Origin of the sequence: Candidatus Palauibacter polyketidifaciens, from assembly GCF_947581785.1 — a bacterium.
Lineage (GTDB): Bacteria > Gemmatimonadota > Gemmatimonadetes > Palauibacterales > Palauibacteraceae > Palauibacter > Palauibacter polyketidifaciens.
The window spans coordinates 95,142-109,483 of record NZ_CANPVO010000038.1 but is presented as its reverse complement, the minus strand read 5'-3'; the positions used below and the strand labels follow the sequence as shown (position 1 = coordinate 109,483).

The 14,342-nt window shown below is 67.6% G+C and carries 9 protein-coding genes; 6 read left to right on the top strand and 3 right to left on the bottom strand.

Features of this window, described 5'->3' with window-relative positions; all coding sequences use genetic code 11:
• The first annotated feature begins 140 nt into the window (after nucleotides 1-140).
• Entirely contained in the window at nucleotides 141-3,710 is a 3,570-nt protein-coding gene (locus RN729_RS10140; protein WP_310784425.1) for an FG-GAP-like repeat-containing protein, read from the top strand.
• Between the two features lie 187 nt (nucleotides 3,711-3,897).
• On the opposite strand, the gene RN729_RS10135 is transcribed toward RN729_RS10140, so the two are convergent.
• Nucleotides 3,898-4,956 carry a hypothetical protein gene (locus RN729_RS10135; RefSeq protein WP_310784423.1) on the bottom strand — a complete coding sequence of 353 codons (1,059 nt, stop codon included), beginning with the start codon at nucleotides 4,954-4,956 and terminating at the stop codon, nucleotides 3,898-3,900.
• Between the two features lie 20 nt (nucleotides 4,957-4,976).
• Nucleotides 4,977-5,603 (bottom strand): Uma2 family endonuclease, encoded by a 627-nt coding sequence (locus tag RN729_RS10130; RefSeq protein ID WP_310784421.1) that lies wholly within the window; start codon nucleotides 5,601-5,603, stop codon nucleotides 4,977-4,979.
• Between the two features lie 209 nt (nucleotides 5,604-5,812).
• Between RN729_RS10130 and RN729_RS10125 the strand changes: the two genes are divergently transcribed.
• The 3 genes from RN729_RS10125 to RN729_RS10115 all read left to right on the top strand — a co-directional run bounded on the left by RN729_RS10125 (nucleotide 5,813) and on the right by RN729_RS10115 (nucleotide 6,972).
• Nucleotides 5,813-6,175, top strand: a complete 363-nt coding sequence (locus RN729_RS10125; RefSeq protein ID WP_310784419.1) for a cupin domain-containing protein — start codon at nucleotides 5,813-5,815, stop codon at nucleotides 6,173-6,175.
• Between the two features lie 135 nt (nucleotides 6,176-6,310).
• Nucleotides 6,311-6,544, top strand: a complete 234-nt coding sequence (locus RN729_RS10120; RefSeq protein ID WP_310784417.1) for a YlcI/YnfO family protein — start codon at nucleotides 6,311-6,313, stop codon at nucleotides 6,542-6,544.
• Nucleotides 6,541-6,972 (top strand): type II toxin-antitoxin system VapC family toxin, encoded by a 432-nt coding sequence (locus RN729_RS10115; protein ID WP_310784415.1) that lies wholly within the window; start codon nucleotides 6,541-6,543, stop codon nucleotides 6,970-6,972. Before RN729_RS10120 ends, RN729_RS10115 begins: the two co-directional genes overlap by 4 nt.
• 20 nt (nucleotides 6,973-6,992) lie before the next feature.
• On the opposite strand, the gene RN729_RS10110 is transcribed toward RN729_RS10115, so the two are convergent.
• Nucleotides 6,993-8,216, bottom strand: a complete 1,224-nt coding sequence (locus tag RN729_RS10110; RefSeq protein ID WP_310784413.1) for a Uma2 family endonuclease — start codon at nucleotides 8,214-8,216, stop codon at nucleotides 6,993-6,995.
• 166 nt (nucleotides 8,217-8,382) lie between these two features.
• Between RN729_RS10110 and RN729_RS10105 the strand changes: the two genes are divergently transcribed.
• Both RN729_RS10105 and RN729_RS10100 read left to right on the top strand, forming a co-directional pair.
• Nucleotides 8,383-11,604 carry a hypothetical protein gene (locus RN729_RS10105; protein WP_310784411.1) on the top strand — a complete coding sequence of 1,074 codons (3,222 nt, stop codon included), beginning with the start codon at nucleotides 8,383-8,385 and terminating at the stop codon, nucleotides 11,602-11,604.
• Nucleotides 11,605-11,655: 51 nt separating this feature from the next.
• Nucleotides 11,656-14,337, top strand: a complete 2,682-nt coding sequence (locus RN729_RS10100; RefSeq protein ID WP_310784409.1) for a TonB-dependent receptor — start codon at nucleotides 11,656-11,658, stop codon at nucleotides 14,335-14,337.
• Nucleotides 14,338-14,342 lie beyond the last annotated feature (5 nt).

Sequence of the window (14,342 nt, the reverse complement as noted above, 5' to 3'; positions counted from 1 at the left end):
GTCCGTGGCAAAACCCTGCGTCAGCGCCGCTCGAACGTAGCGGGGTTTTGCCACGGACTGTTAGGGCGGTATCGGGCTTTCCGGCGGCGCTCGAAGCGGCGGGGCGGTTCGCGTAATTCCATGGACGGGAGGAGTGTGCGGTGACGGAACCGAAGCGGTCTAGGAAGTCGAGCCTGGGCGGTGCCCCGATCCGAGTTTGCGGGTTGACCTTCCTCGCGCTGATCGTTGGCTGCGGGGAGGCGGGGGCGCCGGTGCCGGAGGCGTCTCTGGCGGAGATCCTCGCGACGCGCGGGACGGCGGACGCGGCGCTTCAGCAGGACCGCCTGGAGGACGCGCGGATCGACTACCAGCGCCTCGTCGAGATGGCGCCGGCGGAGGCCGCAGGGTACGCGGGACTCGGCCTCACGGCGCTCAAGGCGGCGGACTACGAGACGGCCGAGGAAAACCTCATCGAGGCCCGGGAGCGGGCGCCGGACGATCCGGAACTGGCGCTGGCGCTGGCCACGCTGCGGACCGAGACGGGCGACTTCGGGGAGGCGCGGGCGCTGCTGGACGAGACGCTGGCGGCGGACCCGGGCCACGCGCGCAGCCTGTGGGGGCTGGCGGAGGTGGAGGCCCGGGCGGCGGGCCCGGACTCCGATGCCCGCGCGGACGTGTTGGCGCGCCTGGCGGCGGCCGCGCCGGGCAACCTGGCTGCCCTCGCCGCGCTCGCCGATGCGCAACTCGCGCGCGGCGAACTCGACGCCGCCCTCGGCACGATGGAGAGCCTGCGACAGCTCGCGCCGGACTTCCGCCCCGGGCCGCGCGCGGCCTTCGAGGCCGCCGAAGATGCCCTCCTGGATGGCGACGCATCGACGGCGATCGGCCAGCTCGCGGATTTCCGCGCCGCATTCGAGGTCACCTCGCCCTACCAGGCGAGCCTCGACGAACTGAGGCAGCCGGGCGGCCCCCTCGCCGGCGTCGCCGCACTCGACTTCAGCTTCCTCGTCACCCTCCGCGTCCAGGAGCCCGAAGCCGTGCTTGCCTCCCTCCGCTACACGAACGCGTCGACCCTCGCCGGGCTGGTGGGCATCCTGCCGGCGCACGACGGAACCCCTCCCCCCGCCACGATCGCAACGGGCGACTTCGATGGCGACGGCGACGAAGACCTTCTCTGGAGCCACAGCGGGATAGGGCGCGTCCTTCGCATCGACCTCGGCCGCTACGTGGACACCTCCGGCGATCTCGGCACCCTTGACGCGGGGGAGGCAGAGGCGGCGGCGATCTGGGTCGATTTCGACGACGATCGCCGTCTCGACGTGTGGTTCGCGGGGCGCTCGCCGCGCGCGTACCACAACGACCCAGCCGGAGGTTTCCGGGAGATCGCGCTCCCATCGGCTGCCACGGGGGAGGCGGGCGACGCGGCCAATGACGTCTTCGCGGCGGATCTGGACCAGGACGGCGACCTCGACCTGTTCGAACCGCACACCGGTGCGAACCGCCTCTTCCGCAACAACGGCGACCTCACCTTCGCGGAGATGGCGGTCGACTTCGGACTCGCCGGCCCGGCGGACGCCGACACGCGCGACGCGGCCTTCGGCGACCTCGACAATGATCGCGATCTCGACATTGTCCTCGCGGAAGGCTCGGGCGGCCTCCGCCTGCTCGACAACGAGCGCGCGGCCACCTTCGCCGACCGCACCGACCGTCTCGGCGCGGAGGGCGAGGCGGCTGCGGAGGAAGCGCTGGCCGTGGCGGTCGGCGACGTGAACGGCGACGGCCGGCTCGATATCGTGGCCGCCGGAGGGGACCGCGTTCGCCTCCTGCACGGATCGGCCGACGATTTCGCGCTCGCGGCGACGGTGCCGCTGAACGGTCTCGTCCCGCGCGACCTGCTCCTGGTCGACTTCGACAACGACGGTCGGCTGGACCTCGCCGTCGCCGGCTCGCCCCCGGGTCCGGCCTCGGGCGTTGGCTTCACGACCGGCCCCGGGTTGCGGCTCTTCCGCAATGAAGGGAATGGGCGCCTCGTGCCGGCCGACGAGTTTCTCCCCGATGTCGCCTCGGGAGATTTCCGTGATGTCCGTTCGTTCGATTACAACGAGGACGGCGACGCCGACCTTCTCCTCCTCGGTGGTGACGGGCACCCAACCCTCTTCCGTAACGACGGCGGGAACGCGAACCACTACTTCCGACTCGACCTCGCGGGCCTGGGGGAGGGAAGCCGCAAGAACAACCGCTTCGGGATCGGGGCGCGCGTCGAGGTGCGGGCCGGCGACCTCTTCCAGGTCCACACCGTCACGGACCCGACCACCCTCATCGGCCTCGACGGCCGCCTGAAGGCCGATGTCGTCCGCGTGTACTGGCCGAACGGCGTCCCGCAGGACCTCTACTTCCCGGGCACCGACCAGGACCTCGTCGAGGAGCAGACGCTCAAGGGTTCCTGCCCGATGCTCTACGTGTGGGACGGCGACGGTTTCGAGTTCGTGGGCGACATGATGTGGAAAAGCGCGCTCGGCATGCCCCTCGGCATCCTCGGCGGCGGCCAGCGCGCCTACGCCCCCGCCTTCCCCTCGCAGGAGTACCGGCGCCTCCCCGACGGCGTGCTTCAGCCGCTGGACGGCGAGTACGTGATGCAGATCACCGAGGAACTGTGGGAGACGATCTACGTGGACGGCGTGAACCTCGTCTCCGTCGACCATCCCTCGGAGATCGACGTGTACGTGAACGAGGCCTTCATCCCCCCAGCGCCCATCGACCTCGAACTGTGGCGGGTGGGCGAGCGGCACGCCCCGGTATCGGCCATGGACGAGAGCGGACGGGATCACCGGGATGCGCTCGCCGAACGCGACTTCGACTACGTGTCCGCGTTCCGGCCCGGCCGCTTCCAGGGGATCGCGGAGCCCCACGAACTCATCCTCGACCTCGGCCCCGAGGCCGCCTCCGGCGATGTCACGCTCTTCCTCACTGGGTGGATCTTCCCCACCGACGCGAGCATCAACGTGGCGCTGGGCCAGTCGGACGCGCTTGCGCCGCACTTCCCGGAACTCGACGTGATGGGCCCCGGCGGCGAGTGGCAGCCCGCGGTGCCCGGCCTCAGCTTCCCGTCGGGCAAGGACAAGACGGTCGTCGCCGACCTGCGCGGCCTCTTCCCGACGGACGACCGAAGAGTGCGGATCCGCACGAACCTCATGGTCTACTGGGACGAGGCCTTCTTCACGACCGGCCCCGCCCACCCCGCGGCGGACGAGCATCGCGTGACGTCGCTCGCCCCGCGCAACGCCGACATCCACTACCGCGGCTTCGCGCGCGAGTTCAGAAAGGGGGGCCGCTACGGCCCCCACTGGTTCGACTACGATTCCGTCACCGTCGAACCGCGCTGGCACGACCTGTTCGGCCTCTACACCCGCTTCGGCGACGTGACCGACCTGGTTACCGAGGGCGACGACCGCTACGTGATCCAGAACGCCGGCGACGAGATCACCCTCCGCTTCGATGCCGAGGCGTTTCCCGCGCTGCCCGAGGGCTGGAGGCGCACCTTCCTCATCTACTCCGACGGCTGGGTGAAGGACGGAGACCTCAACACCGCCACCGGCGACCGCGTCGTGCCGCTCCCCGCGCGAACGCTGTCCGGCTATCCGCCGTCCCCGGAGGAGGGGCGCGCCGAAGCTCCCGACGCGGCACTCGCGGACTACCTCACGCGCGTGATCCCGCCCCCGGAGGACCGATGAGCGTCATGCTGCTGGACGAGATCGAGCGCTGGGAGAATCCGTTGCGATGACAGACAAAAGGCAAGTCCTCGAACCCGAATTCGCGCCGCTCTTCAGCCAACAACAACTCGATACGGCCCGCAAACGTCTCAAGGAATTGGGTTACGAGGTCGTAACACCTTGAACGACGACGTCTGAGCAACACTGGTCACGATCCACGCGCGTCGGTACTCCATGCCGCAATTTGAGCACTCGTCGCCTTGTCGAGGCGGTAGTAGCCACGGCGCGGAGATGTGATGACGAAGCCGCGGACCGGCTTCCCGTGCTTCGCCAGCCAGCGACATGCAAAGTAGATGGCGGAGCCCTTCCCGCCACGCGGCCCGGCGTACCCCTGCTCGAGTACATGGGCCACCACGTCGTGGAGTCGGACCGCTTGATTCTGGCCTTCCAAAGCGATCAGGCCCAATACCAACGCATCGTCCCTGAAGAGCCCCCCGTAGCGCCCCGTCCCTCCTGACTGCGGCACCGGGTGGTCCATGACGGCCCGTGAAGGCGGGGATGAATCATCCTTCGCATCCGTGCTGCCCAGTATTGGACGTGTCGTTTCCTTTGGCCACCGCCCGCCACGTTCTCGGTTGGAGGGATGCAGGAGCACGTGCCATTCGACGCCAAGCCGATCGACGGAACTGGGGATTCGTCGGAATCGAGGCTTGGCGAAGACCGCGCCTTGGAACACGACGACGTGCGGCGCAAGGAGGCGTACTTCTTCCAGGAGCAACTTGGTCTCCAGATGGCGGTCGACGTGCGTGCGATCCTGACCGCCCCCCTTTTTCCCCCGGTTCTTCGTCACCCACTTGTAGAAGTTCGTCAGGGCAACGTACGACAGCGGATTGCTTCCGAGTGCGTGACCGTCCTTCAGGATAGCTCTGCAGGTCTGGTCGCGGTCCTTGACTTGGTCCCAGCCCTGGCCGGGGCAGGCGTACTTCAGGGCCGTGAAGTACGTGCCTGCGATATGCGCGTTGAGTTCAGGCAACGGCGTGCACTCGATGGCTTGACGCCTCTCCTCGAAGTGCTGGAGTCGACCCGGTGTCTCGTCCGACCCGATGTCGAGTCCGACAACGAGGAGCCTCCTTACATCTGGATCCGTGCCGTACCGCGAGCCGATGTACGGATAGGCCGCGAACTTCCGGTCGGCTTGCCGCGTCGTCGTCCCCGTCTCCGGATCGATCTCCATGTCGCGAAAAAAGTGCCGGTAAGCGGCTTCCACCCGCTTGCGGTATCGGATTTTCAGGAGTCGGGGCGGAAGACGTCCCGCAGGTCGATGGTGCCGAGGCGCTCCGAGCCGAGCCGCACGGGGAGCGTTGTCGTGTGGCGCTCGTGCTCGGGATCTTCACCGAAGCGCCACACATCCACGGCGTTCGCGTCCGGATCGACGATCCAGTACTCGGGCACGCCGTGGCGCTCGTACAGGTCCCGCTTCTTGCTCCGGTCGCGGCGGGCCGTGGAGGGGGAGAGGATCTCGGCCACCAGATCGGGCGCGCCCCGGATCCAGTCCTTCCCCACGATCCCCCTCCGCTCGGCGGACACGAACATCAGGTCGGGCTCGACTCCCTCGCCCGTGACCGGGAACTCAACCCCGACGGGTGCCCAGAACAGCTCTCCGCGTCCTGCCTTCACGAGCAGAGGATCGAGGGCGCGGAAGAGCCGTCTGGTGATGCGGTGGTGGCGGATCGAGGGTGCGGGGGTCACGTACAGCTTGCCCCCGATGACTTCGTAACGGTTGCCGTCGTCCGGCATTCGCTGGGCGTCGAGCCAGGTGAGGGGTGCGGTCGAGGATTGCGGCATGGTCTGCACATCATAGCTCCGGGCGGGGGTGAAACCAAAGTCCAACCCCACGGTCCGGCCCCTGCTCATCCAGCTCTCAACCGCAATGCCGCCCCTCTGGCGGGGCCGGAATGAGCCGCGAGCAATTCCGGCTCGACGCTCCCGCTCGACACCCCGCACCTACGAGGCATACCGTGACTCGGTATGACGCATCGTTGTGTTGCTCATGGAGATCGGGATATGGACCTGCGGGAGGCTCAAGTGACGACCGAAGCGAACCACGGAGCGGAGAGTCGAGGATGAAGGAAGCCGTCAACCTGGAGGAGAAGTTCGGCAAGCTGCCCGACTACTGGCAGCCGCGGGTCGTGGCCGAAGTCAACGACTACCAGTTCAAGATCGTGCGGGTGAAGGGCGAGTTCGTGTGGCACGACCACGCGGACACAGACGAGGCGTTCTTCGTCCTCGAGGGCACGCTCCGGATCGACCTCCCCGACGGCGCCGTCGAGATCGGCCCCGGCGAACTCTACGTGGTCCCGCGCGGCGTGCGGCACCGCCCGGTTGCCGAGGAAGAGGTCAAGCTCATCGTCGTCGAACCCCGCGGCGTCGTGAACACCGGCGAAGAACGCGGCGACCTCACTGCCGAGTCTGACGTCTGGATCTGATGGAGGTCCGGCAGTAGGCGCAGGCCAGCGGGCGTTGGTGGATCCTGTCCACGCCAAAGTACGCGACCGAGGCGCGCAAGCTGGCTCCACGTGGAAGTACTTGCAGGCATGACAACAGCATGCTAATGTCATGCCATGGCCAATCTACAGGTGAAAAACGTACCGGAGGCCGTCCACGAACGGCTGCGTCGGCAGGCACGGGAGAACAATTGCACCATGAGCGCCTTCGTGCTGGCCGCAATCGAGCGCGAGTTGGCGCGATGCGAGTGGCGGGAGCACCTGCGCCGGCAGCCGACGACGGATCTCGGTGTCCAGGCCGCGACGCTGATCAGGGAGGAACGCGGCATGCGCGACGCCGGCGCCGAGTGACCCGGTACGTCGTCGACGCCTCAGTAGCCGTCGAATACCTCCTGCGGACACCGCTCGGCCTCGCTGCGGCCGATACGCTGGACAGCGCCGCTCTGATTGCTCCGGAACTCATGGACGTCGAAGTGGCGTCAGCGCTGAGGAAAGCAGTGCTGCTGGGGCGTCTCGACGAATCTCGTGCGCTCACCGCGGTCACCGACTTGGCTCGTTGGCCCGTCGACCGCATTTCCCATCAGGCCTTGACCCGCGTGGCTTGGCGTTACCGTCACAACGTCAGCGCATACGATGCGTTCTACGTTGCAACTGCTCATTCGTACCGAGTGCCACTGCTTACGGCCGATGGCAAGCTGGCGGGAGCGTCCGGCCTCGACATCACGGTCCAGCACATATTCGGTAGCTCAGGCCACGTGATGGAACGCGGCCCCGAATAGCACCGGATCCGACGGCGCGATTACAGGTCGGGGGCGAAGACGGCTTCCAGGTCGATCGAGCCGACCTCTTCCGTTCCGAGTCTGACCGGGAGGGTGTTCGTGAAGCGCTCGTGCGCGGGATCCTCCCCGAACCGCCACACGTCGACGGTGTTCTTGTCGGAATCCACGATCCAGTACTCGCGAACACCCTGACGCTCGTAGAGGCGGAGCTTGAGGCCCCGGTCACGGCTGGCGGTGGAGGGAGAGAGGATCTCGACGACGAGATCCGGCGCTCCCGTGAGACCCGCGTTGGCAATGAGTCCGCGCCGCTCGTTGGAGACAAACAGCAGGTCGGGCTGCACACCTTCTCCGGTGGCGGGGAACTCGACCCCCAAAGGCGCGGACACTACGACTCCGTGTCCGGGCTCTTCCAGGATCCGGTCGAGCGCCTTGCCGAGCCGGTGGCCTACGCGCTGATGACGGAACGTAGGGGCGGGGGTCATGTAGCTACTGCCCTCGATCGCCTCGTAGCGATTGCCGTCGTCCGGAATCTGCTGGACGTCCTGCCAAGTGATCGAGGGGATTTCCATGGTCGGCACGTCATAGCTCCGGGCGGGAGTCGTCTCCAAGTCCGAGCCTATGATCGCCGGCTTCATCATCCTGCCCTCAACGGAGCACCGTGTACCGCTTCTGCGAGCCACGCTTTCGTGGGACCGGAACAAGTCTCGCGAGAAAACGACGTCCAGGTCGATCGTGCCCACCTGATCCGCACCAAGCCGTACGGGTAGCTCCGTCTTGAAGCGTTCCTCCTCGGGTTCCTCCCCGAACCGCCATACGTCAACGACATCCTCGTCGGGATTGACGATCCAGTACTCGCGGACTCCCTGCCTCCTGTACAAGTCGAGCTTGATCCCGCGATCCCGGTCTTCCGTTACTGGAGAAGTGATCTCGATCACCAGGTCCGGCGCGCCCACGAGCCAGTCCTCCGTGATGATCCCTCGTCGTTCGTTGGACACGAACATGAGGTCCGGCATGACGCCTTCGCGCGTCTCCGGGAACTCGACGGCCGTCATGGTGATGAACGTCTCGCCGTATCCCGGCTTGTCCAGGACGTGTCCCAGCGCGGTGAGGAGACATCCGCTGACAAGCTGGTGGCGCGTGCTCGGAGCCGGCGTGCCGTACAACTCGCCATCGATCGCTTCGTGGCGACGTCCGTCCTCCGGCATCTGGAGGGCATCCTGCCAAGTGATGTAGGGAAGTGACATGGTAGACTCACGATAGGCCCGCGGGCGGACCGCAGCCACTTTCGAGGCACGGTATCCCGTTTCTCCGAAAGGGGCCGGCGGGTCTTGTCAGCCGGGCTCGTCCGGCGCACCGTGCTTGCCCGGCACATTTCCGGCATTCGTCCAGTTCAACCCGGCGAGGCACAACATGCGCGTCCGACCTTTCTGCGCGTTTTTCGCGCTTCTCATCCTCTCCCTTCCGGCCGTCGCACCGCTGGCGGCGCAGTCCGCTCCCGATCCGGCCGCCTACGAGACGCTCCGGTGGCGGAACATCGGTCCCGAGGGGAATCGCTTCAGCGCGGCGGCGGGGATCCCCGGCCAGCCGTACACCTACTACGTGGGCGCGGCCTCGGGCGGGATCTACAAGACGACGGACGGCGGCGTGAACTGGGACGAGATGTTCGACGACCAGCCGGTGCAGTCGATCGGGTCGCTCGCCGTCTCTCCCACGGATCCCAACATCGTCTGGACGGGGACGGGAGAGGGGAAGATCCGGAGCCACGTCTCCATCGGTCAGGGCGTCTACAAGTCGACGGACGCGGGAGAGACCTGGACGCTCATGGGGCTCGAGCCCACGGGACGGGTCCCGCGCCTCGTCATCCATCCGACGAACCCGGACATCGTCTACGTGTGCGCGCTGGGCCACTCCTACGGGCCGCAGCCGGAGCGCGGCGTCTACCGCACCACCGACGGCGGAGAGAGCTGGGAGCACGTCCTCTTCATCGACGAGGACACGGGGTGCTCGGACATCGCGATGGACCCGACGAACCCGCGCGTCCTCTTCGCGGGCACCTGGCAGCTCGAGATCCACACCTGGGGGCGAACGAGCGGCGGTCCCGGCGGCGGCCTCCACGTCTCGCGCGACGGCGGGGACACGTGGGAGAAACTGAACGGGCCCGACAACACGATCGGCCTGCCGAAGAAGCCGGTCGGCAAGGTGGCCGTGGCGATCGCCGCCTCGAACACGCAGCGGGTGTACGCGATGCTCGAGACGGGGGACGGGATCCCTTGGGACGGCCAGCCCACCGAGGACGGCCAGTTGTGGCGCTCCGAGGACGGCGGCCGGACGTGGGCGCTCATCACGCGCAACCGCAATGCGATGGGGCGGCCGCACTACTACTCGCGCGTCGTGATCTCGCCGGATGACGAGGACGAGGCCTACTTCCTCACCGCCTCGTTCACGGTGTCGACGGACGGGGGACGCACGCTGGACGTGATCCCGCGGGCGCAGGCGCCGGGGGGCGACCACCACGACATGTGGATCGATCCCACGAACCCGGACCGCATGATCGTGGCGCACGACCAGGGGCTCTCGATCTCGATCAACCGCACGAAGACGTGGTTCCGTCAGCGGCTCACGAACGCGCAGATGTACCACGTGACGGTGGACAACGCGGTCCCCTACAACGTGCTCGGGAACAAGCAGGATGAGCCGACGTATCGCGGCCCCAGCAACAGCCGGATCCTCGGCGTCCGGCGCATCAACCACATCCCGCGCGGCATGTGGCACCACGTCGGGGGCGGCGAGAGCGGCTTCGCCACGCCGGACCCGACCGATCCGAACGTCGTGTGGTCCTCGGCCTCGGGGTCGGGGATGGTGGGCGGGATCGTCGTCCGCTACGAGGAGGAGCGCCGGCAGTACCGGCCCGTCGAGGTGTGGCCGGAGCAGAGCCGCGGGCCGGCCTCCGGCGTGCGCTACCGCTTCATATGGGACGCGCCGGTCCACATTTCGCCGCACGACAACGAGACGGTCTACGTGGGGAGCCAGCACGTCCACCGCACGCGGAACCGCGGGCAGAGCTGGGAGGTCATCAGCCCGGACCTGACGCTGAACGACCGGAGCCGAATGGGACTCTCGGGCGGGCTCACGGGCGACAATATCGGCGTCGAGTACGCGGGCACCGTGTTCGGGATCGCGGAGTCGCCCATCGAGGCGGGGCTCATCTGGGCGGGGACGAACGACGGCAAGCTCCACATCACCCGCGACGGCGGAGAGAACTGGACGGACGTGACGGGCAACGTCGCCGGGCTTCCGGAGTGGATCGCCGTGCGCAGCATCGCGCCCTCCCGCTACGACGCGGGCACGGCCTACATCGCGGCGGACGGCCATCAGGTGAACATCCGCGACCCGCACGTCTACCGGACGCGCGACTTCGGCGCCTCGTGGGAGAAGATCACCGACGGGATCCCGCCCAGCATGCTGAGCTACACGAAGATCATCGTCGAGGATCCGGTGCGGCGGGGGATGCTCTACGTGGGAACGGAGAACGCGATCTACGTCTCCTTCAACGACGGGGACGACTGGCAGCCGCTGCAGAACAACCTGCCGGCGGCGCCCGTGTCGGGGATCGTCGTCCAGGAGCACTTCAACGATCTCGTGGTGGGCACGTACGGGCGCGGGTTCTGGATCTTCGACGACCTGTCGCCGATCCAGCAGATGACGCCGGAGGTGATGGCCTCGGCCTCGCACCTGTTCGCGCCGCGCGATGCGTACCGCTTCCGGCCCATCACGCCGCCCTCGATCCCGTACGACGATCCCACGATCGGCGAGGATCCGCAGTACGGCGCCTCGCTCAACTACTGGCTCGCGGCGGAGGCTTCGGAGGCGCCGACGATCGAGATTCTGGACGGGTCGGGGACGGTCGTGCGCACGCTGGAGGGGCCGAACCGGGCGGGCGTGAGCCGGATCCACTGGGACCTCCGGGATGAACCCAACGAGCCGATCCGGATGCTCACGTCGCCCAGGTACGCCGAACATATCGAGGTCGGCGACGAGGGGAGGCCTGCGCCTGGCGGGCAGCAGATCTCGATTCTCATGCCGCCGGGGCAGTACACGGTGCGCCTCTCGGTGGACGGGGCGACGCACGAGCAACCGCTGACGGTCCTCAAGGACCCGCATTCGGCGGGAACGGAGGCGGAGATCGCCGAGCAACTCGCCTTCATTCGCGAGGTGCGTGAGGATGTCGTGCGGGCGGGCGATGCGGTGCACCGGGTGGAGGCGATGCGCGTGCAGCTGAGGACGCTGGCGCGGTTCGCGGAGGATGAGGATCTCTCCGCATCGGTCGAGGACCTGCGGCAGAAGCTGATCGACCTGCAGGAGACGATGGTCGACCTGCGGCTCACGGGGCAGGGGCAGGACGGCGTCCGCTTCGAGGCGCGGCTCCTCCAGAAGCTCGGCTACCTGGTCGGTGCGCTCTCCATCGCGGACTTCCGGCCCACGGACCAGGAGATGGAGGTGAAGGTGATCCTCCACGATGCGCTGGAGGCACACCTGGCCGAGCTGGAGGAGCTGGTGCGGACGGACGTCGCGGCGCTCAACGAGACGCTGCGCGGGCTCGGCATGCTCATCATCACCGATGACGGGTTCTGAGTCGCGGCGCCTGCTCAGGCTCGCTGCGGGACCCTGCGACTGGAGGAAGCAATGAACCCGCGATCTGCGCTGGCCCGAAATGTCCTGGTCGCGGCCCTGTTCGCGGCGTCCTTCACCCCGGTCGCCGCGCAGCAGGGGACCATCACCGGCCGTGTCACCGACATGGAAACGGGCGCACCGGTGACGAATGCTTCCGTCCAGGCTCTGGGCCAGCCGGACGGCCCGGTCGCCAGCGACGAATCCGGCGCCTTCCGCCTCTCCGTGCCCGCCGGCACGCATTCCGTTCTGGTGACCCGGATCGGGTACGAGACGTCGCGAACCGATGGTGTGACCGTAGACGCGGGCGGTGCCGTCTCCGTAACCATCGAACTCCGCTCCCGGGCGTTGACGCTCAACCAACTCGTGGTGACGGTCTCGCGGAGGGAGGAGAAGGAACTCGACGCGCCGGCCTCGATCTCGACGCTCAGTGGCGAAGAGATTTCCCGCCTGATCTCGCGCACGCCCGCCGACCACATCAGGACGCTCCCGGGCGTCGACATGGCATCCACCGGACTCACACAGAGTTACGTGGTCGTGCGGGGATTCAATAACGTCTCTTCCGGACGCCTGCTGAGCATCGTCGACAACCGCTATGCGCGCATTCCGGCGCTCAGGATCAACGCCATAAACATGATCCCGACGACGGACATGGATATCGAGCGGATCGAGTTGGCGCGCGGCCCGGGTGCGGCGCTCTACGGCCCCAACGCGGCCGAGGGCGTCATGCACATCATCACACACTCCCCGATCGACAGGCCCGGATCGACGGTGACCCTGGGCGGCGGCGAGCGGTCGCTCTTCCAGTTTCTCGGCCGGAGCGCCCACCGGGTGTCGGAGCGCTTCGGTCTGAAGGTCTCCGGCCAGTATCTTCGGGGCGACGACTGGGAGTACGTGGATCCCTGGGAGGTCTCGGCTCGGGAGCAGAACCCGGGGCATCCGCGCATCGGCGTCCGCGATCCGGTCAACGAGCGCTATTTTGCCGATCTTCGCGCCGACTATCGATTTGCCGGCGACGGGGAGTTCATCCTCTCGGGTGGGCTCAACAACTCGCTGAGCAGCATCAACCTCACCACCGTCGGCTCCGCGCAGACGCACGACTGGCAGTACCGCTACGGCCAGGCAAGGCTGCTCAAGGGCCGTTTGTTCGGGCAGGTCTTCCTCAACCAGACGCACTCGGGCGACAACAGCTACCTGTTGCGCAGCGGGGAACTCATCGTCGACCGGTCACGCACGATGGCCGCCCAATTGCAGCACGGCCTCGATCTGGGCGACGGGCAGAGCTTCACCTACGGCGTCGACTGGCAGCGCGTCGAACCCCGTTCGGAGGGCACGATTTACGGGCGCAACGAGGACGACGACATACTGATCGAGAGGGGTGCGTACCTGCACTCCGAGACGCGCCTCGGCGACCGGATGGATCTTGTCACGGCCCTGCGGGTCGACGACCACAACCGGCTGGCCGGGGTGAACATCTCTCCCCGCGCCGCCCTGGTCTTCCGGCCCGCCCAGGACCAGAACCTGCGCCTGACCTATAATCGGGCCTTCGCGACGCCTTCAACCTCCAGCCTGTTCCTGGACCTCCCGACCGGAGCGATCCCGGTCGCGCCGGGCGTCGGCTACACGCTGCGGGCGTTCGGCGTTCCGGCCGGCGGCCTGACCTTCGCCGACCGGTGTCCGGGCGGGCTCATGGGGCACTGCATGCGCTCCCCGTTCCGCCCCGGCCAGCTTCCTGCGAGCGCGGCGCTGTTCTGGGACGCGCTGATCACGCAGTTGGCCCCGCGGACCCTGCACGACTTCCTGCTGGAGCCCGGGCGTCTCCCCGCCGACCCCCAGCTGGGCACGGTCTTCCGTCGCCTGGACCCGAACGCCCTGGGTTCAGGCGGCGAGATCTTCCCCCTCGACACCGGCCCCGCCGACCTTCCCGAACTCGTGCCCACGGTGTTCAACAGCTTCGAGGTCGGGTACAAGGGGTTGATCAGGGATCGCGTGAGTCTGGCGGCGGACCTGTACCTGGCCAACGTCGAGAATTTCGTTGGCCCGCTCAAGGTCGAATCTCCCAATGTCTTTCTGGATCCCGCTTCGGTCGGCGCCTTCCTCACGAGCCGGCTTGCTCCGCTCATTCAGGCGGGGCAGATCACTCCCGATCAGGTCACCGAGCTGGCTGCCGGGCTCGCCGCGGTTCCGGTCGGTGCCGTGACCCCGGATCAGGTGGACTCCGCAGATCTGCTGATGGCCGCGCGCAACTTCGGGTCGGCCAGCTACTGGGGCGTCGACCTGTCCGCCCGCATCCTGGCCTCCGACCGGCTGAGCCTTTCGGCGGCCTATTCGTTCCAGAGCACGGAGTGCTTCGACTTCGACGAGGACGAACACTGCCCCGGATCGGACGACCTGACGCTCAACGCACCGAGCCACAAGGGCTCGATCGGGGTCGCGTTCACCGATCGAGCCGCAGGCCTCTTCCTGAATGGGCGCTGGCGCTTCGCCGATGCCTTCGCCATGGCTTCGGGCGTCTTCGCCGGCATGGTGGATGCCTATCACGTTCTCGACGTGTCCGGGGGCTATCAGCTGCCCTTCCAGACGAACGCCCGTGTCGAGCTGACCGTGTACAATCTGCTGAACAACCGCCACCGGGAGTTCGTCGGTGCACCGGAGCTGGGAAGGCTCGCGCTCGTGCGGGTGCGGTACGACTTCTGAGCGGA

Bases quoted from the DNA above. Each gene is read 5' to 3' on its own strand.
- RN729_RS10105 (WP_310784411.1), top strand. From the start codon at position 8,383: ATGCGCGTCCGACCTTTCTGCGCGTTTTTCGCGCTTCTCATCCTCTCC.
- RN729_RS10100 (WP_310784409.1), top strand. From the start codon at position 11,656: ATGAACCCGCGATCTGCGCTGGCCCGAAATGTCCTGGTCGCGGCCCTG.
- RN729_RS10125 (WP_310784419.1), top strand. From the start codon at position 5,813: ATGAAGGAAGCCGTCAACCTGGAGGAGAAGTTCGGCAAGCTGCCCGAC.
- RN729_RS10130 (WP_310784421.1), bottom strand. From the start codon at position 5,603: ATGAGCAGGGGCCGGACCGTGGGGTTGGACTTTGGTTTCACCCCCGCC.
- RN729_RS10120 (WP_310784417.1), top strand. From the start codon at position 6,311: ATGGCCAATCTACAGGTGAAAAACGTACCGGAGGCCGTCCACGAACGG.
- RN729_RS10110 (WP_310784413.1), bottom strand. From the start codon at position 8,216: ATGTCACTTCCCTACATCACTTGGCAGGATGCCCTCCAGATGCCGGAG.